The organism is Levilactobacillus fuyuanensis (assembly GCF_003946395.1).
In the GTDB taxonomy this organism is placed as follows: Bacteria; Bacillota; Bacilli; order Lactobacillales; family Lactobacillaceae; genus Levilactobacillus; species Levilactobacillus fuyuanensis.
In genome coordinates, this window is record NZ_RHNZ01000005.1 from 52,058 (window position 1) to 70,853 (window position 18,796).

The following is an 18,796-nucleotide window of genomic DNA, read 5'->3' on the forward strand; positions in this document are numbered from 1 at the left end:
ATGATGGTGGACTTACTTCAAATCTTTGGTCGACATTTCTGGGTAAACCTAGCCTTGGCCGTGACCATGCAGTGGTTCATCACGCTGTGGGTCGGGGTCATTCGGCCGCAGAACTGGAAATTACCACTCAAGTGGATCGGTTGGGGTCTGATTCCAGCCTTTATCGGGGAATCGTGGGCCCTCCTGATTCCACCGATCAGTGCATTAACGTATCTGATTCATCACCGACGGAAATCAACATTGATCTTCGTCAACGCCACCATCGTGATTTTTCTCGTGGTGGTGTTGATCAACGATGTCTGTCGTCAGGTTTTTATTGAGCTGTGGGGGTTGACCTTTACCAACAGCGTTTCCGGGTTGACGGCCCGGTTAATTTTTCAGTTCTTTATTTACATCTTAATCTCGGTCGGCGTTTCTGGGATGCGGGTGCAACCCGGAAATTTAGACGCGTTGGAATTCAGCCGCAAGGAACAGTGGACCGTCATGGCGCTATTGGGAAGCCTCGCCGTTCTAGCGGAAATGTCTTCACTGATTATTCACCACCTGCAGATCACGCACGCCATGTTGACCTTTTCCCTGAGTATTGAATTGGTGATGATCTTGTTGATTACGGTCAGCTTATTTGCCTTTTTCCAAAGTTTCTTTCACCGGCAGCGGGTCCGCGCCAATTATCAAGAGAGCCTAATCAGAACGCGCTATGATCGACGCATGTCCGATCAAGTGCGGGCCATTCGCCAATTTAAACAAAACTATCAAAAGCAGATGCTGCGACTCGGCGATTATCTAGACGCTGAAGACTATGAGGGCTTGGCGATCTATTACGAAACGCTGAGTTCCCGCTGGTCGGCGACCCACCACCTGGTTGGTATTGAAGCCGATGGGCTGCAGCAGTTAAACGATCCACCGTTAAAGAGTCTCTTGTTTCAGAAATTATTGGCGGCCCAAAATAAAGATCGTGATATACGATTGGAAATTCCCACGCCGGTCAAGACGTTACCCATGAATAGCATGGAGCTTCTGCGTATCATGGGAATTCTGTTGGACAATGCGATTGAAGCGCCGGCCGTTGGGGATAATTCCACAATCTACTGCGCCATTCTAGACTATCCCGATGCCGTCGAATTGGCCGTTGCCAATCCCGTTTCACGAGAGAATCCGCCACAGATCAATCAATTCATGCGGGCGGGTTACACCACTAAAGGCGGTAGCCATGGTCTTGGATTGAGTACGGTCCACGAAATCGTTGACCATACAGAGAACGCCGCACTACAGATTGCGATTAAGCGCGGTCGCTTGTATTTCACAGTGATTCTGACGAAGCCGGGGAGGTGAGCATGTGATTACGGTAAATGCGGTTAGTTTTGGTTTGGCGGATTTTTCGTTGGTCTTTTGGTTTGTCTACTTTCAATATTACTGGTTTCCAGGCTTGCACGTGAAGAACAAGTTCTTACTTTACTGTGCGTTGGCTGGGTTGGGCTTCATGGCGCTGGATCTGTTGAATCCCTTCACGGCGACCAGTAAGCTTCTCGGCATGTTGCCAATTATCGTGCTCCTGGTCCTAGAGGTTGGACTGCTGGCAGTTCAAAATAACTGGCAGTTCTTACCGGCCTTCATAGACGTGTCGATTCTCGCCTATCTGCTGACGGAATTCGTGGATATGCTGGTTATTGCTGGGACGATTCGGTTGACCAGTGTCCGGTTTGCGGCTAGTGTTTGGGGAACCCTTACTGAGCTGACTATCGATAGTGTGATTTTTGCGATGATTGCGATGGGTATCTGGTTCACGCGGGCGCCGATGGAAAATTTGATTCAGTCCATGCTGGGGCGGACTACGGAGTACCTCTTTCTCATCTTCATGGCGGTCTTGGGGCTGATATACATTCTCTTCGAATATTCACTACAGAGTTTAGCGGATTCCGATCACTACCTGATTTTTTTGGCAGGAATTTCTGGAACGCTACTCATTGGGTTAACGCTGAGCACATACATGCTGATGCAGACCCATTTACAAGAGGAACACACGCAACTTCAGACGCAACAACAGGCCTTTCGGGAGCAGTATACGACCGAACTCAATCGGCAGCTGGCCACCGTGCGTAAATTCAGTCACGACTATCAAAATATGTTGTTGGGACTGGGCGGTTACCTGGAGGATAAGGATTACGATGGTTTTCGGCAACTCTACATCGACATTCGTTCCGGCTGGGAAACTAGCAATGCGGCCGAATTGACGATTGACGACTTGTCCAACATTCCCAGTTCAAGTCTCCGTTACGGCCTCTATCACAACTATCTGATGGCGCGTGATCAGGGGGTCCAGCTCTTTGTGAAGGTGCCAGAACCGTTGACGGCTACCGTGGCAACGCTCAAGGAAATGGCTGCGGCAATCGACAAGACGTTACCACCAATTATTCCATCGATTAGCCATATCACACCATCAATGATCACGCTGGAATTGGCGGAGACTACCCAGTCCTTGCGCCTATCACTGACTTTTCCAGTGCCACTGGACGCCAAGGTCGACGGTAGGAACCGTGTCGTCGCTGAACGGGGGATGCTAGATTTCTCCAAACTCCAGCGTTCGTTACCTCAAACAGCGACCAGTACGCTAAAAATCAAGTTGCACTGGGGTCAGCTCATTATTGCGTTACCAAAAGGGTAGTTCAACCATTGGAAGTTTCACAAAGTTTGTTTGATGAAACAATTAACTAAAAAGTAATGTTAGCAATAAGGCCCTTCCTGAAAACGCTTGCAATTCTACTGCCATCTGATATACTGGGACATGTAATACCAATCAATCTTTCAGAGAATTCCGAATAATCCGGCAGTTTGACGGGTTCTCGACTTTGTGAAAGTAGCTCTTATCGTAAGGATTAGAGTTACCTTTGCAGACTGAGTTAGTGACCCAGACTGGCTCAATCAGGTTGCTCAATAAACTACATATTGAGATTATGGCTAAGCTGAGTAAACAGCGTTTTCCTGACTACACCTCGAGGATGTTGTAAAACTCAATGATGCTGGGAACCGGAGTTGGTTACTCCGGTTTTTTTGTGTAGAGAGTGGAGCAAGGCGATTAGGTTCTGAGCATTAGGGAGCTAAGGTCTTCTGTTCGGCTTTGCCGGACAGGAGGACTTAGATTTCTAAGCGGAAGAACCTGCCTTGCGTAACTCGTTTCAAAGGTCGCATATTTCCCAAGTAATCTGGCGAGAGTGAGTTTAACTCTCTAAGCCGAAGTAGCCAGTAACAACTCATGCCGGACAGGAGTTCCTTATTTTGCTAAGCGGAAGAATCTGGCTTGCGGAACTCGTTTCAACTAGAGTGTGAAGGCGGGCGGTAGGTCCTGAGCATTAACGTAGATAAGTGCCCGCTTGGCGGAGCCGAGCCGGTGCTTATCTGGGTTAAGCGCAGGGACCTGCCCGACTGAACACGTTTCGGAGGCCGCAAGTTTTCGAACATCTTGGCGAGAGCAAATTCAATGCTCCAAACCAGAGTGATCACTAGTAGTTAAACCGAAATAGTCAGTAATTTCAGTAGTACTGGTCAATAGGTCTTCAATCCATGCTGTACGCACCAACTCCCGCTAACGGAGGATATCCCTACACTTACTACTAATGTAAAAATCCCAAAATGAGTCGCACAAATCCGCCAAATCCAATAAAATCTTAAACATTTCCCAATAGCCGCAACCAGCTTACACAGCCCTAGACAACAAAAAACATCGCGTAACCCCGGCCGCATCCAGAGTTACGCGATGTTAAACTTTATCAAACGATACTAACTTAAGTTGACTAATCCCCAAATCAATAAGATGGCCAACATCCCCGCAAGAATGATTAGGGCTAGTTTTTGTTGCCAGCGCATCAAATCCCCCCTAGCCATATCAACTGACTACAGTATAGCTGGATTCAATGATTAACAACCACAAACGTCCTCATCGTGGAAAAATTGACGTTTACGAGTTTGTTAGTGTCACGGGGGATTACTTCTCCGAGAACACGGCAAAATCAGCCGGTACGGGCGCCGTCACGGTCGTTAGAGGCCCATCTACGGTAAATGGCTGTGGAAAGGTTAAACGCCAGCAGTGAAGCCGTAAGCGGTCCTGACTGGCGGGGGCGTATAGCGGGTCGCCAATCAAGGGATGTCCCACGGCCGCCAAGTGCACACGTAGTTGGTGCGTCCGGCCCGTTTCCAACCAAAGTTTGACCAGCGTTGCATTGGCCTGGTGGTCGACGGCTTCATAGTGGGTCACGGCGGATTGGGCATTCAGCCCGTTCACCTGACGCTTACGTTTGTCGTGGGGATCACGGCCGATGGGGTCGGTAAAGGTGCCATTACCCGTGAGCTGGCCGTGAACCCAGGCCAGGTAGGTTCGTTGCACGCGTTTCTCGGCAATGTTGCGAACCATGATGGGGACCACGGCGGGCGTCTTCGTCATCATCAGGGCACCGGTGGTCTCCTGATCCAGCCGACTCAGAATGTAGGGCCCCGGTTCGTCGTCGCCCAGGTAAGCGGCTACGTGATTGAGGGTGGTTCCGCGCTCGCCGGGCTGGTTGGGGTGGGTCTTACTGCCGCGAGTTTTGTTGATGATGAGCAGGTCGGCCGTCTCATAAAGAACTGCGACCGTTGCTGCGCTGTCCGGGTCCACATTGGGAAAGGGTTCAGCGAAGTCGGCCGGCAGAAAGGTTAGATGAACGATGTCTCCAGCTATGACGAGTTGATTCATCGAGCGGTAGGCACCGTTCACCAGCACCCGTTGGCTGATGCGCAAGTCGTGAATCAAGTGTTTGGGAATCAGCCAGGCACTCAGGAGTTGCCGCAGGGGCAGCGATGCCTGACTATTGGGAATGGCGATGGTGTAAGTCCAGTCCATGGGAAGCTCCTTTCTAAAAAAGTCGGCAGTCGACTTGAAAATGCAGTCTGACCAGACAAAATGACCCACCGCAAAAGCGGCGGGCCATTTTAAGTTAGCTGTTATTTCGTAAGTTCTGGTTTGACGATCAGCACGTCGCAGATAGCGGAACGGCTGACGTAGTTGGTAACTGAGCCGACCATTAACCGTTCAACGGCGGTCAGACCAGTTGAGCCGATCACGATTAATTCTGAACCGTGGTCCGCAGGGAATTCCCGCGCAATAACTGGCTTAGGATTTCCGAAACGCACGTGAATGCTGACATCGGGAACACCGGCGTTGATTGCTTGTTGCTTCAAGCTTTCCAACCGGTCTTGAACGTCTTGTGAGAGCTTGTAAATGACATCGCCACTCACAGCGCCACCATAAGTATCGCTGAATTGGTTAACTTCGAGGACGTTTAAGATATCAAGATGTGTTTGGTTACGTTTAGCGACTTCGATTGCTTTTTCTAAAACTGGTTGGGTTGCCTTAGAACCGTCAACGGGAACCAGAATGTTCTTGTATTGTTGTAACATAAAGAATGCCACCCCTTCACGAGACATGTTGATACTTTACCTATACTATATCATTTATTGGCGAATGTGTAAGCACTTAATTGCACGTCCCGCAGTGAAAGGACGTGAAAAAGCCGCAATTAAGGGGGTTGACGGATTGTAAAAAAATCTGCCGCTCACAATTGAAAATGCGTGGCGATACTTTTCCGCTGATTTGGTCGTAATAACCAGAAGACGGCAGCCAGTTCGACGAGAAATTCAAGGGTACTAAAATTGATGGTAAATCAGTTGGGTGCGGTCTGAACGACAGATCCCGTTCCCGCTAAAATGATGAAATCGTTGGCGAAATGACACCTAGCATACCAAGCCATACGAGAAGCGTGGTGGAAATTGACGCACGTTTTATCTTCATCGGGATAGCTTCTTTCGTGACAGAGTTAGACGCGGTCACGCGGTACGACCATCAGAGCCGTTGCGGCCACGTTGAAGCGGTGCTGCATGACGCCATCAATCTGGCGGGTCAGGTCGTAAATCGTGGCGGCCGTCATCTGCGGATCGACGGCAACCGTGACGCTGACCATGATGAGGTTGCCATCGTAGTAGGCTTTGAGAAAGACTACCGAGCGGACGCCTGGGAAGGCAGCAATCTGTTGGCGGTAACGGTGCTCCAATTGCGGATCGAAGTAGTCGACGAGGTTTAGGCTGCTGGTTCGAAAAATTTTAATTCCGGTATATAGAATGTAGCAGCCCAGAATCAGACTGGCCAGGCCATCGAGCCAAGTCGCCCGCAACCACGCCACACTGATGATGGTCAGGACGGTCACGGCACTAGTCAACGCGTCCGTCAGGGAATCTCGCGCCGCCGCTGTTAACGCAGTATTGGCGAGTACCTTGGCTCAGTGGCGGTTGGAGAGCCACAACCCAGTCAATAGAATTCCGGAAATCAGGGCGCCAACGATGGCAACGCCTTGTTCTAGGTGGTAGGTCGGGCGCTGAATCAAGACGAGCAGGGCCTTGTAAATGATATCGGCGGCGATGATCACCATGACTAGACCGGCAATCAACGTGTAGATCGTTTCAAAGCGGAAGCGAGACTGCTGAATGCGGGGCCCCAAGGTAGTCTGTTCCTCCTTGGAAATGGGCGCGCCCCAGAGGTCATCGTCCTTGGTCTTAGCGGCGATGTACAGCCCGGTCATGAGGAGACCCGTGGAGAAGATGCCAGAGAGGTTATTGAAGGCATCGGCCTGGAGCACTTGAGAGTGGCCAACCTGTGCGCAGAAAAATTCCACGGTGAAGAGGCTGAGGTAGATGCTGACGTTCTCCCAGAGGTGATGGTGGGCGCGGCGCAAGCGGTCAACGGCAGCGTGTTGAATTTGGTCCCAGTGGGGATTGGCAGTAGTCATGGTAACATCTCCCGTCTAGTTAAAAGTAGCCCTAGTATCGAACCTAACAGGTGCTAGCGCCATTCTGGTGACTAGGTTGGGGAAGTAGGCTAACTGATGGCAGGTACTATAACAAAATAAATATCGGGGTGGTATTTCAGCGGGATAATTTGAGATTTGCTGGTTAGTGCCCCGTGACTTTCAGCGTTATTAAAATGCTTATAAAGGCCGATGCGGCGGAGATTTAATGCTTGGTGTTTGTCGGGTATTCGCGTATAGTGGCGAATACAGAAGCTGAGATAGGAGGAGAAGAAAGCTGTTACAACATGTATGGCGATTGTGATAATTGAGGAGTGGCGTGTATCGGCATAGAGATAGAGATGCCCCATTTGGTGCTGTTGTCCTTAGGGTTAAAGCTAACGTATCCGGAGGAGGCCAGGGATGCAGTCAGCTGTGTCGATGTTGTTAGGCCGGGCGATTGGTTCTCCCCGGTCTTACAACATGGGATGACCTTGAGGACACGTGGGTTTTGCGTGGCTTCAAGGCAAGCCGGAAGCCTGCTCTTCAGGCTGAAGGCGGTCCCCACAGCAGACGGAATCCCTGGCAGCCGCAGGCGACAATCTCCTAACCGTAAGGACAACAAAACCGCCGCCTCCCGAAGGAAGCGACGGTTCCAGTGAACCTAACGATACATTAGCTTACTTCATGCTTGAAGAAGTTAATGACAGGTTAGTCCAGAAGTTGTTGTTAGCAGCGCCCATGTCAAAGCCCTTAACCCGCTTGTTGACAGGACCCCAGTTGTAACTGAAGGAACCTGGTGCAACGGCAGCTTGTTCGTTCATGTACTTCTGCCATTGCTTGAAGGCCTTAGCACGGTAAGCATCGTTCCAAGACTTACTGTTGTTCATGTTAGCCATCAATTGCGTATTCTTCTTGGATACGAAGTGACCCATGTTGTAAACAGCGTCTTCACCGTAGATTTGCGTAGGGGTAGGTTCGGATGATAAGCCCCAAGCAGCGGCGTAGACATCAATCTTGCTTTGCTTTGGTGCTTGCAGAGTGGAGTAGAAACTGTTCATTTCCATCGTCTTACCACCGGTAAACTTAACGTTCAAGCCAACCTTGTGCCATTGTTGCAGGTAGTCTTGGTATTCAGCAGCTTGGGCGGAAGTCCCAGTCATGGCACCGAAGTAGATGGTTAACTTCTTGCCATTAGGATCAGTACGCCACTTGCTACCGTCACGCTTCTTGTAACCGGCGTCAGTCAGTAACTTGTTAGCCTTCTTGATGTTCAGAGGGTAACCCTTTGATGAAGAATCCCAGTACTTGCCGAAGATTGGTGGAATCAAGGTGTTGGCACGCCAAGTAACCCCGTTCCCAAACTTCTTGCTGATAGCATCGAGGTTCAAGGCGTACATCATAGCTTGACGCAAGCTCTTGTTAGCCATCTTGCTGTTCTTGTCCATGACGTTCTTTTGGGTCTTGGTGTCGTAGTGACCGACGTTAAAGCCAAAGTAGTCGTATGACAAGGCAGGTTGACCGACAATCTTGTAGTTCTTGACGCTCTTCAATTGCTTGTAGTCAGTCCCATGCATGACACTGTTAGGCACAGTGAAGTCGTACTTGTTGGATTGGATAGCCTTGTCGATGTTGTTGGAAGAAACCACGTTGATCGAAATGTGCTTGACCTGTGGTGTCTTGCCATAGTAGTACTTGTTAGGTGACCAAGTCGTGGATTCACCTTCGACAACCTTATCCAGCTTGTAAGGACCCGTGAAGAGTGGGTTCTTCCGAACTTGTGTGGATGAAGCTAACTTGGCAATTGGTACGTTCTTGATGTATTCATAAGGTTCAACGGAACTCCAGATAAATGAGTTACCAACGTACTTCATGGCAGGGGTGACCTTGGTTAAGTGAATAACGGCAGTCCGACCCTTTTGACCATCGGGGAAGGTGATCCCAGAGATGGTCTTGGCGCTACCAGTATGGTAGGCGGCCATCCCTTTGATGGCGTTGTAGTCAGCGGAGTATTGTTGAGAAGTCGTCTTCTTGTTAGCGATAACTTCATATGGATATTCAATATCCTTAGCGGTTACAGCAGAACCGTTTGACCACTTGGCGTCTTTACGCAAGGTAATCGTAACGGTCTTAGCCTTCCGGTTGATGGTTTGGTTAGCCAGCCCACCCTTGATGATCTTGAAGTTCTTATCGGTGTGGAACAGACCATTGATGCTACCAGGTTGGTCACCACCAGGTGAGAAGACGTCGGCATCTTCAGCGTTGGTCGACAGAACGGGATCAGCAATCCCTTGGAACGGCGAGTCGTTTGGTTCGGCAAGCTTTAATGTACTGTTCTTCGTCGCAGTCTTGTCGGTTGCCTTAGTGTTCTTGTAGGCAGCCTTTAATTGAACGGAAGCACCACTGGTTCCGCTCTTAGAACTGGATGAACTTTTGCTGGAACATGCTGCGAGGCTAACGGTTGCGAGGACCGCCATCGCAGACAATGCGAGCTTTTTCTTATCCATACTATGTTTCCCCCTTGATTTTAAAAATCCTCTTATGAGACAGGCGGGTAATTCTCCTCAGGATCACTCGTCACTACTACGCTGGGCTACAAAGGCACTGTTTGAGTGGACACCATCTCCTCAAATGGGATATGACTTTTAAGACTAGTTGACGGAACCTTGCCGTTGTGAAGAATCCGCAGCGCGACGCAGAACTTGGCCAACGTAACTAATTGATAAACAAAGAATAATGATTTCGAGTGCGGCCGGTAACCACGTCCACCAGTACTGCGTGATGTTGTTAGGGTCGTTGGCGTTGGCAATCATGGTCCCTAGGGAAGGCGTCTGGCTTGGCAGCCCGAAGCCCAGGTAGGAAAGCCCAGTTTCAACCCCGATGTTTTCGGCGAAGGATAGGGTACAATCCACGATGATCAGCGACGAAATGTTCGGCATAATTTCTCTAAAGATAATCTTCCAATGACTGGTCCCGGAAGCTTTAGAGGCGGCCACGTAATCCTTTTCCGATTCGGCTAAAGTCCGTGATCGGATCAGCCGTGACGTTCCTTCCCAGTAGAAGATGGAGAAGATGAACGTTAAGGTGACGGAGTTGTAGTGCGGGATGATAGTGACCAGAACGATGATCATCATCGTCATTGGCAACATCATCATGAAGTCGTAGATCCGTTGCATCCCCCAGTCGATGTAACCGTTGAAGTACCCGGAAATCAGGCCCCAACAGATCCCGAAGGTGGATGAGATGACCGTCAAACCAATGGCGATCCCGATTGAGTTCCGTGAACCGACGATCAATTGCTTAGCAACCGAACGACCAGCGGAATCGGCACCGAGCCAGAAGTCTGCGGTAAAGGGTTGGTTGAAGTAACCCATGATGTTGGTCTCCATCATTTTCGGGGTATTGATGAACAAAGCCCCAATCATGACGAAGAGGATGAAGCCGACAATGATAATGAGTGCTGCCATGGCGGGTTTGTCCGCCTTGAATTCACTCCAGATGATTTTAGCCGTTGAAGGGGTGGCTTCCGCCTGAGCCTCTTGCGTCAGCCGGGCTAAATCAGCTGCGGAAATGTCTGAGTGTTGTTCGAAATTTTCTGCCATTCTGTTTTAGCCTCCTTTACTGGATTCGAATTCGTGGATCGACAATGCTGAGAATAATATCTGAAAGTAACGTCCCAATCAGGTTCAAGATCCCGTAAATCAGGACCAGTGCGGTAATAACCGTGTAGTCCCGGTAGCTGATGGAGTTCACGAAGAGCAAGCCCATCCCGGGGTAAGAGAAGACCGTTTCGGTAAAGATCGACCCGTTTAACAAACCGGTGATCGAGTAACCAGCGAAAGCGGCGATTGGAAGTAAGGAATTCCGGAAGATATGGTGACGGTAGATGTCTTTGCTTGGGACACCCTTTGAACGCGCCGTCCGTACATAGTCGGAATGCTTGGAATCAATAACTTCGGAACGCAAGTACTGGACAATGTTGACGGTCCCGAACAAGGCACCGAGAAGACCAGGTAACAGAATATGGTAGAAACGCGATCCGAAGGTATGTAGCCAACCGGTTGCGTCCGACGATATTGATCCGGTCGTGGGGAACCAACCCAGAACGTAACCAAAGATCCAAATTCCGATAACTAAGATAACGAAGAATGGAATACAGTAGGTGACGTAGGTGTAGACCCGGATGATGGTGTCGGGTAATTTACCTTCATGCCGACCGGCGTAGACACCCATTGGTAAGGCGAAGGCGTAGGTCAGAATCATGGTAAAGAGGGCCAGCCATAAGGTGTTGGCAGCCCGGCCACCAATCAGACGGGTGACGGGTTCCTGGTATTGGTAACTGTTCCCTAAGTTTCCGTGGAACAAGTGAACGACCCAGTTCCAGTATTGTTGGTACCAAGGGTCGTACAACCCATTGATTTTCATTAAATGATGAATCTGTGCGGGGTCCGCCTTAGGGTTAATGGAGCCGGTAAATGGGTCACCGGGCATCGCCTTGGCCAAGAGGAAGACCAGAATACTTAGGACAATGACTTCGGGAATCATGATCAAGAAACGCCGTAGAATCGTTTTCCACATTAGGCCTGCACCTCCCCTTCCTGGCTAGCGAGTTGTTGCGCGATAGTTTGTGGTAAGGCCACGGCGTGCGTTGGGGTGACCTGCACCAAAGGGTAGGCCGCACCGTTATCGTCGTAGTACTTACTCTGTTGATCCTGGTAGACCTGTTCAACGGCTAGCCGAGAAGCCCGGTGGGCCTCACGCGAGTTGACGTCGGTTTCAGGGATGGCAGCCAAGAGACGCTTGGTGTAGATGTGGAGGGGATGGTTGTAAATATCATCCCGGGTCCCAATCTCGACCAGCCGACCGCGGTTCATGATGGCAATGTTATTACACATGTGCCGCACGACCCCTAAGTCATGGGAAATGAATAAGTAGGAGATACCGAATTCCCGTTGAATCTTTTTCATGAAGTTCAACACCTGAGCTTGAACGGAAAGGTCCAACGCGGAGACGGGTTCGTCGGCGATAATCAGCTTAGGGTTGGTAGCCACCGCACGGGCAACCCCGATCCGTTGCCGTTGTCCACCGGAGAATTGGTGAGGGTACTTATAGAGTGCATCGGCATCCAGCCCGACGATGTTTAATAATTGCAAAACCCGTAATTTTTCATCGTCCTTGCTGAGGTGCTCGAAGTTGCGGAGGGGTTCGGCGATGATGTCTTCGATGCGCTTCCGGGGATTCAAACTGGATAGGGAATCTTGGAAAATCATCTGAACATCGTGGTTATAATCCAACTTACGCCGGTTCTCAGCCTTAGTGATATCGAGGCCCTTGTACATAATGGAACCGCTCGTTACCTTTTCCAGACCGACCACGGATTTCCCCGTGGTGGACTTGCCGGAACCGGATTCGCCAACCAGTCCGTAGGTTTCGCCGGCTTCAATGTTGAAGCTGACGCCGTCCACGGCCCGAACGGAATCGGTGATCCGATTCCAGAACCCGGAGCGAATCGGGTAGTGGACTTTTAAATCTTTGATTTCGATTAAGCTCATACCGTCACGCTCCCTTGCTCATCTGGAAATTGAAAATGTTTGTAGCAGGTGCAACGGACTTCGTGGCCCGGTGCGACCTCGTGCATTGTTGGATTTTCTTCGTGAGCTTCGGCAGGGACCCAAGGAATTCGGGGAGCGAACCGGTCGCCCTTGGCTGGCATCTTCTGTAAGGAAGGCACATTGCCTTTAATGACGTAGAGGTCATCGTTTTCGTTGTCCCGTTGTGGCATTGACCGTAATAGGGAACGCGTGTAAGGATGCTCAGGGGTGTTGAAGACCTGTTCGGCCGTCCCTTGTTCGACGATTTGACCGGCGTACATCACGGCAACCCGGTCGGCCGTCTCAGCAACGACACCCAAATCATGAGTGATGAGGATGATACCGGCGTGGTTTTCCTTTTGAATGTCACGAAGCACATCCAGAATCTGAGCTTGGATGGTAACATCCAGCGCCGTGGTTGGTTCGTCGGCGATGATTAAGTCTGGTTTGCAGGCAATCGCGATGGCAATGATGACTCGTTGGCGCATCCCACCGGAAAGTTCATGGGGGAATTGACGCGCCGTCCGTTGGGGATTAACGATCCCAACTTGGTTTAACAGTTCAATGACGCGGTTGTGCTTGTCTTCAGCGGATAAGTCGGTGTGATAGTCCATGACTTCACTGATTTGTTCTTCAATTCTCTTCAATGGATTCAAGGCTGACAGGGGATCTTGGAAGATCATCCCAATCTTAGCGCCTCGAAATTGGTTGTATCCTTTTTCATCTAACTTGAGGAGGTCGGTGCCTTCAAAGTCTACTTCGCCGGAAATCTTAGTTTCTGCCGGATCATGGAGACCCATGATGGTAGTGGCCAGGGTACTTTTACCACAACCTGATTCACCAACGATGGCGAGAATTTCGTCGTGTTGGACCTGGAGGTTAATGTGGGAGATGGCGTCGTAGTACTGGCCATTAATCTTGAAAGCCGTGCTGACGTCCTTAATGTTTAGAAAGTTTGATGCGGTTTCCACGGAAATCCCTCCCAATGTTCTAATCTACCTCTCATTTGTAGATGAAGCCCGATGAATAAACGCATTTGCGTATTCAATTCGCTCCTGAACAATAATTGTTTTTGATTATAGTTAATCAAATTCTCATTTACAACCCCTTAATTCTTAAAAGTGGTCATAATTTATTCATAAAATCCTCATAAACTTTGTTATATCAATCTTCTCAGATAACTAATAAAATGATAAAAAATTTAACCTAAATGTGTTAAGTTGGGCAATTTGCTTGCTGAACCAATGATTAACGGTGCTAATGTATACAAACTTTTGAAAAGTTATGCATGTATATTCGAGATGAGAATTTGCTCATGGATTGCCAGAGAACGACATGTTACGTCACGGAATGTGGTATGATACCAGTATTGATTACAGACTTTTTGAAAGCGATGGCTAGACGATGAGATTAGACTTTTCCGTTGCCGTGCACAGCTTGCTCTACCTGGACGAGAATCGCCCCCGGAAGATTGCGAGCCGCGAACTGGCAACGTCACTACAATTAAATGCGGTGATGATCCGCAATATTCTCTCCGTGTTGCACAAGCAAGGCTACATTGAGGGTTCCGTTGGGAAAAATGGCGGGTACCAATTGATTCGAAGCCTTGATGAAATCAACGTGGGGGAGCTTTACGACCTGACGATTCCACCGACAATTAGCTACGCGCGGTTCATTACGGGCGATTCTAAGGGTACGAAGGCCACGGATACGACCGATATTTCTGCCAACATTTCGCAAACGCTGACCGATCTGTTCACGTTGGCCGATGAGGACTACCGGAAGTTCTATCATCAATTCACGATGACTGACCTCAAGCAGGACCTCCACGCCCACGGTTATTTCCGGCGTCTAATTAACGACTAGTTTGTGAGCTAAATGCTACTAAACTTTAGTTAGCGGCGTTATAATAGAGGTACAAAATCGAATGGTGACTAAGGCCATCATTAATAACAGTCATAACTGCCAGAGGTGAACTCTGACGGGGGCTGGATCCACACTCTGCTGGGTGTGGATCTTTTTTTGTAAAAAGAGTGCGGAACAAGGCGGTTAGGTCCTGAGCATTAACGTCAATAAGGGCAAAATCCCGGGCCTGGATTTTTCCTTATTGGGGTTAAGCGCAGGGACCTGCCTTGTGGAGCACGTTTCGGCAACGTAAAATTAGAGAGCAAGGTTCTGAACCAGTAAAAAAAATAGTAGTCTGGATTTTTCCTTATCGGGGTTAAGCGCAGGGACCTGCCTTGTGGAGCACGTTTCACCAATATGAGGTTAGTGGTAAAGACTCTGAACCAGCAAAAATCCACAAAAGTCTTCCAAGAGATAGTTAATTTACCATCCAAATTTCTACGAGAGTGAAACCAACATTTTCACACGTTACAAGTATCTTCATAAGTCCCCATATTACCCGGTCCCTAAGCTATTTTCACCGCATCAAGATGAGACAGTTTACACACTCTTTTCCATTATATTGACGCTAAATTGTAATCGGTTCCAATGCGTGCTATCATTTATCGTAGTCGGGGTCGTTACCCGGCGGTTGGTTAATTCGAAAGGGGTTTTTGAGTTATGTATTGGTATGCCATGAAGTCACATGATATTCGTCACAACTTAGCAACCGAACAGTACTTAATGAACAATAAGAAGTTCGATGAACCACTGGTTTTGTTCTACTACGAAGGGCCTTGCATCATCGTTGGTCGGAATCAAAACACGTTGGAAGAAATCAATCAAAAATACGTGGAGGAAAATGACATCACGGTCACCCGTCGGTTATCGGGCGGTGGTGCGGTCTATCAAGATCTCGGTAATCTTTGCTTTAGCTTCGTGGTTGATAGCGACAGTGAAGAATTTGGCGATTTCAAATCCTTTGTCCAACCCATCGTGGATGCTTTGCACGCCATGGGAGCCAAGACGGTAGAAGTTTCTGGCCGAAATGACATCTTGGTTGACGGTAAGAAGTTCTCCGGGAACGCGATGTATTCGCATAGTGGCAAGACCTTCTCTCACGGGACGTTGATGCTTGACGTGGATCAAGACGTTATCGCTCACACGCTGAATGTGCCAGAAGATAAAATGAAGTCAAAGGGAATCAAGTCCGTCCGTTCGCGGGTTACAAACTTAAAGCCTTACTTAGCACCAGAGTATCAAAATCTGACGGTTCCTGAATTCAGGGATACCTTGCTGAAAGAACTGTTCCACGTGGACAGCCTCGATGCGATTGCCGACAAAGAAGTTCAGATTGCCGACAGCGAACAGGCGGCTATCGATAAAATCTTTAATGAATACTATGCCAACTGGGACTGGGTTTACGGCAATTCTCCTGAATTTACGGTCAAGAAGCGGCAACACTTCACGGCTGGGACCATTGATGCTCGGCTGTTGGTTGACAATGGGAAGATTGAGAACATCAAGTTCTACGGTGACTTCTTTGGGCCAAGTGATGCCACGGAATTGGCGGATCAACTCAAGGGCGTACGCTACGACCGTGAACATGTGGGGGCTGTCCTGAACAGTGCCAACACACAGTTGTACTTTAACGGGATCGATACCAAAGACGTGCTGGACCTGTTAGTCGATTAATTATCGTCTAAGATTGGCGGATTTGCTGATTTTATAGGCTAGATACGTTAGAATAGAAAATGAAATTGACGAAAGCGTGGTCGATTGTGGCCACGTTTTTAATTACTTAGCACTTATTGAGGAGTTTAATTCTAAATGAAAGATCGTAACGTGATTTCCTGGGCCATCATCTCGATGTTTGGTTTCCTAGTGATTAATTTTCTGATGTCCCGGACGTTTGCCGGTTTAACCACGTCCATGAGCGAATTTTGGCGATCCACCTTCTTGGCAATCGCCCTGTATGCGGTGACCATTGTGTTGGCAGCATTGGACTGGAAGCCTTCGTTTTACCTGATGGGGCTGGTCATTGCGCTCTACACACTGTCTCTAATTAGCGTGCTGATCACGATGTGGAGCTACGACAAGGCAACCTTCATGATTCGGGTGCTGATGTCGGCGGGGAGTATCGCCGTGATGGTGATCAACGCCTACTGGTTAGTTCTGGCGCTACGGTTACGGAAACGTGAGCGAGATAAGCACGACCGAGAAAGATTTCAGCATCAAAACGAGGTGGGTAAATGAAGCGAGAAGTACAAACGTTTATTGACGCGGTAGCGGATGATAAACTAGAACATTTCACAGCGGAGACCACGCAAGCGAAGTTCTTTGGGAACCCAGATGGCGCGATGGCTCCGTTGGCGGATTTCATCCGGCAACAGATTAGTGCGGACAAGTTGGCGCAAGCTGAGTTGAACGTGACCGATACGGAAGTTTCTGTGCGGTTGGAACTGAGCGTGATCAACTTACCATTGCAAGATACCAAGACCATCGGTAAGATCATGGAAACGGACGAGGAACGTGAGCTCAACGTCTATGCTGTGATCGAAACGCCAGACATCAACGTTTCTGGCCTACGAATCGATGCATTGGCGCCAGCCACAATCTATGTGGATCAAGCGGCTACGGCCGATCAAAGTCTGCATGACTGGTTAGGGCTGCAGATTGAAAAGCTTCAAGCCGCTGCGACTAACAAAGAAGAAACTGATGTAAAGAAGAAATAGCCTTGCGTTGGGGCAATAGCTGTGGTAGTATTGTTTCTATGCGATGAGTCGAGAAATCACGCGTTCCTTGCTTGCAAGGGGCGTCCGCGCAAGCGGCTAGGTGAATTTGTCAGCAGGGCACATATGTCACCGTATTGTGACGTGCTTGATTTTGAGGGAATGTGGATTCCGAGATAAATCCATTCGTTTCGGCGAATGCTGTGTGAAAAACGTCTGATTGGCCTTTGGGCCGGTTGGGCGTTTTTTTTGCGTTCATGAGAATAGTTCGTTCAAATAAGGCAACCAGAAATAAAAGAATTTGAACTGCGTGATTTGTTTTTTGAATTGTAAGCGGTTAATTTTATAGTGTAGACGAAATATTTAGAAATAACGCAGCTTTGACAAGATGAAGCTTCTTCTATGATAGCAATGAATTTAATAGCCATACACATTAACGTTATTAACCACAATGGCAAATGTGTGGTATCATTTTCTATCTATTTAATGTTATAGTTTTTATATAGAAAAACTAATAAATGAAGGCGATAAATAAAAGGGGAAAATAATTTATGAAGAAATGGTATAAGGGTATCTTGGCTTTAGCGATTGTCATTAGTGTTGGTGTGGCTTGGAACTTTGTCTGGTCAATGAGTAGTCATCAGAAGAACATACTGTCACCGAGTACGTCGGTTAGGGCGGATGCGGCAAAATACGTCAAGCCTAGCGAGATGACGCATGACTCCGTATTGGATCAAACCAATAGTGAGGATCAGCAACTTAATTCGAAACCCAAGACGATCAAATACGTTCGGGCCAAGACCATGATTCGCCGTTATGAGGACGTTAACCTGACGAAAGTCGTGCAAGCTTACCAGCAGGGGACGGTCTTCACGGTTAAGGGCTGGGACTACGCCCATACGGCTTCTGGTACCAAGCGCTACAAGGTGGCTGGTGGCTACATTACCGCCAACAGTAAATACGTCACAGCGGTTAAATAGATTTCCCCAGAGGCTGCCAGCAATGGCGGCTTTTTGATTCCCCACAATTGCCCACGGAAACCCGCCGGTAACACCGTTCAGCCATTGTTCCCACTGGCTAATCATTATATACTAGCCATGTGAGGGGCGATGACCTATGGGAAAGAATACCAAGCAACAGCTTTCGGCGGCGCTCGTGACTCAGTTACAGCGGACGCCGGTCGACAAGATTACGATCAAATCGATCGTTGATGCCTGTGACCTGACACGGCAGACCTTTTATAATCATTTCAGTGACATCTATGAGCTAGTTGAGTGGACGGCCAAGGAGGCCACGGCGGAATCACTCAAGAACGTCGCGGATTATGACAATTGGCAACACGGTTTCTACAATGTGATGGTGACCATCAAGGCCAATCGTTATCTGGTGGAGAATACCTACCAGTCGGCGTACCGTGACCTGCTGGAGAAGTACATCTACACCGTGCTTTATCAGTACATCATAGCCGTCGTTGAGCGCCAGGCAGTGGGCATGCAAGTGGCGCAGAAGCACAAGGACTTTATTGCACATTTCTATAGTCTGGCTTTTATTGCGTTGATTTTTGAGTGGGTCAAGGATGGACTCAAAGAGGATCCCGGTGACATCGTTGAACAGACCGGCGTGCTGATTCAGGGAGACTTTAAAAAAGCATTACATAAATACGCAGAGTAGGCGTCGGACGCAATCTCTGGGACCACGTTGCCGCCATTTTATCTGGTGAAGAATAAACTAAATTGAATTTTTACATTTCCAGCGAGCTGTCAAAATCTTGACAACCCGCTTT

At 48.8% G+C, this 18,796-nt stretch carries 16 protein-coding genes and 1 pseudogene; 8 read left to right on the forward strand and 9 right to left on the reverse strand.

From position 1 onward, the window contains the following. Complete coding sequence (locus EKM73_RS03265; protein WP_125700562.1) at positions 1-1,332, forward strand: GHKL domain-containing protein; 1,332 nt, start codon at positions 1-3, stop codon at positions 1,330-1,332. 4 nt (positions 1,333-1,336) lie between these two features. Next, positions 1,337-2,662, forward strand: a complete 1,326-nt coding sequence (locus tag EKM73_RS03270; RefSeq protein ID WP_125700563.1) for a signal transduction protein — start codon at positions 1,337-1,339, stop codon at positions 2,660-2,662. Positions 2,663-3,979: 1,317 nt separating this feature from the next. On the opposite strand, the gene EKM73_RS03275 is transcribed toward EKM73_RS03270, so the two are convergent. The 9 genes and pseudogenes from EKM73_RS03275 to EKM73_RS03310 form a co-directional block, all read right to left on the reverse strand. Beyond that, positions 3,980-4,870, reverse strand: coding sequence for an RluA family pseudouridine synthase (locus EKM73_RS03275; protein ID WP_125700564.1), 891 nt, complete (start codon positions 4,868-4,870; stop codon positions 3,980-3,982). A 101-nt stretch (positions 4,871-4,971) separates the two neighbouring features. Continuing rightward, positions 4,972-5,427: a universal stress protein gene (locus tag EKM73_RS03280; RefSeq protein WP_020089089.1), complete on the reverse strand. Its 456-nt coding sequence runs from the start codon at positions 5,425-5,427 to the stop codon at positions 4,972-4,974. Positions 5,428-5,843: 416 nt separating this feature from the next. After that, complete coding sequence (locus tag EKM73_RS13060) at positions 5,844-6,077, reverse strand: cation transporter dimerization domain-containing protein (protein ID WP_449824921.1); 234 nt, start codon at positions 6,075-6,077, stop codon at positions 5,844-5,846. A gap of 30 nt (positions 6,078-6,107) precedes the next feature. Beyond that, positions 6,108-6,809, reverse strand: a pseudogene (locus tag EKM73_RS03285) (cation diffusion facilitator family transporter); the annotation flags it as partial. A gap of 677 nt (positions 6,810-7,486) precedes the next feature. Further along, on the reverse strand, positions 7,487-9,313 hold the full coding sequence (locus EKM73_RS03290; protein ID WP_125700565.1) for an oligopeptide ABC transporter substrate-binding protein: 1,827 nt from the start codon (positions 9,311-9,313) through the stop codon (positions 7,487-7,489). A gap of 144 nt (positions 9,314-9,457) precedes the next feature. After that, positions 9,458-10,408, reverse strand: a complete 951-nt coding sequence (locus EKM73_RS03295; protein WP_020089093.1) for an ABC transporter permease — start codon at positions 10,406-10,408, stop codon at positions 9,458-9,460. Positions 10,409-10,424: 16 nt separating this feature from the next. Further along, positions 10,425-11,384, reverse strand: a complete 960-nt coding sequence (locus EKM73_RS03300) for an ABC transporter permease (RefSeq protein ID WP_125700566.1) — start codon at positions 11,382-11,384, stop codon at positions 10,425-10,427. After that, on the reverse strand, positions 11,384-12,358 hold the full coding sequence (locus EKM73_RS03305; RefSeq protein WP_125700567.1) for an ATP-binding cassette domain-containing protein: 975 nt from the start codon (positions 12,356-12,358) through the stop codon (positions 11,384-11,386). The genes EKM73_RS03300 and EKM73_RS03305 overlap by 1 nt, the downstream gene beginning before the upstream one ends. Further along, positions 12,355-13,368, reverse strand: a complete 1,014-nt coding sequence (locus EKM73_RS03310) for an ABC transporter ATP-binding protein (RefSeq protein ID WP_020089096.1) — start codon at positions 13,366-13,368, stop codon at positions 12,355-12,357. Before EKM73_RS03310 ends, EKM73_RS03305 begins: the two co-directional genes overlap by 4 nt. A 433-nt stretch (positions 13,369-13,801) precedes the next feature. Between EKM73_RS03310 and EKM73_RS03315 the strand changes: the two genes are divergently transcribed. The 6 genes from EKM73_RS03315 (at position 13,802) to EKM73_RS03340 (ending at position 18,684) form a co-directional block, all read left to right on the forward strand. Continuing rightward, positions 13,802-14,263, forward strand: a complete 462-nt coding sequence (locus EKM73_RS03315) for an RrF2 family transcriptional regulator (protein ID WP_020089097.1) — start codon at positions 13,802-13,804, stop codon at positions 14,261-14,263. Between the two features lie 699 nt (positions 14,264-14,962). After that, positions 14,963-15,976 carry a lipoate--protein ligase gene (locus EKM73_RS03320; protein ID WP_125700568.1) on the forward strand — a complete coding sequence of 338 codons (1,014 nt, stop codon included), beginning with the start codon at positions 14,963-14,965 and terminating at the stop codon, positions 15,974-15,976. 135 nt (positions 15,977-16,111) lie between these two features. Further along, positions 16,112-16,537, forward strand: a complete 426-nt coding sequence (locus EKM73_RS03325) for a hypothetical protein (protein WP_125700569.1) — start codon at positions 16,112-16,114, stop codon at positions 16,535-16,537. Next, positions 16,534-17,016, forward strand: a complete 483-nt coding sequence (locus tag EKM73_RS03330) for a hypothetical protein (RefSeq protein WP_125700570.1) — start codon at positions 16,534-16,536, stop codon at positions 17,014-17,016. Before EKM73_RS03325 ends, EKM73_RS03330 begins: the two co-directional genes overlap by 4 nt. A gap of 548 nt (positions 17,017-17,564) precedes the next feature. Continuing rightward, positions 17,565-17,993 carry a DUF5776 domain-containing protein gene (locus EKM73_RS03335; RefSeq protein ID WP_125700571.1) on the forward strand — a complete coding sequence of 143 codons (429 nt, stop codon included), beginning with the start codon at positions 17,565-17,567 and terminating at the stop codon, positions 17,991-17,993. 136 nt (positions 17,994-18,129) lie between these two features. After that, positions 18,130-18,684, forward strand: coding sequence for a TetR/AcrR family transcriptional regulator (locus EKM73_RS03340; RefSeq protein WP_125700572.1), 555 nt, complete (start codon positions 18,130-18,132; stop codon positions 18,682-18,684). The last annotated feature ends 112 nt before the right edge of the window (positions 18,685-18,796 follow it).

Bases quoted from the DNA above. Each gene is read 5' to 3' on its own strand.
- EKM73_RS03265 (WP_125700562.1), top strand. From the start codon at position 1: ATGATGGTGGACTTACTTCAAATCTTTGGTCGACATTTCTGGGTAAAC.
- EKM73_RS03275 (WP_125700564.1), bottom strand. From the start codon at position 4,870: ATGGACTGGACTTACACCATCGCCATTCCCAATAGTCAGGCATCGCTG.
- EKM73_RS03280 (WP_020089089.1), bottom strand. From the start codon at position 5,427: ATGTTACAACAATACAAGAACATTCTGGTTCCCGTTGACGGTTCTAAG.
- EKM73_RS03290 (WP_125700565.1), bottom strand. From the start codon at position 9,313: ATGGATAAGAAAAAGCTCGCATTGTCTGCGATGGCGGTCCTCGCAACC.
- EKM73_RS03295 (WP_020089093.1), bottom strand. From the start codon at position 10,408: ATGGCAGAAAATTTCGAACAACACTCAGACATTTCCGCAGCTGATTTA.
- EKM73_RS03300 (WP_125700566.1), bottom strand. From the start codon at position 11,384: ATGTGGAAAACGATTCTACGGCGTTTCTTGATCATGATTCCCGAAGTC.
- EKM73_RS03305 (WP_125700567.1), bottom strand. From the start codon at position 12,358: ATGAGCTTAATCGAAATCAAAGATTTAAAAGTCCACTACCCGATTCGC.
- EKM73_RS03315 (WP_020089097.1), top strand. From the start codon at position 13,802: ATGAGATTAGACTTTTCCGTTGCCGTGCACAGCTTGCTCTACCTGGAC.
- EKM73_RS03320 (WP_125700568.1), top strand. From the start codon at position 14,963: ATGTATTGGTATGCCATGAAGTCACATGATATTCGTCACAACTTAGCA.
- EKM73_RS03325 (WP_125700569.1), top strand. From the start codon at position 16,112: ATGAAAGATCGTAACGTGATTTCCTGGGCCATCATCTCGATGTTTGGT.
- EKM73_RS03330 (WP_125700570.1), top strand. From the start codon at position 16,534: ATGAAGCGAGAAGTACAAACGTTTATTGACGCGGTAGCGGATGATAAA.
- EKM73_RS03335 (WP_125700571.1), top strand. From the start codon at position 17,565: ATGAAGAAATGGTATAAGGGTATCTTGGCTTTAGCGATTGTCATTAGT.
- EKM73_RS03340 (WP_125700572.1), top strand. From the start codon at position 18,130: ATGGGAAAGAATACCAAGCAACAGCTTTCGGCGGCGCTCGTGACTCAG.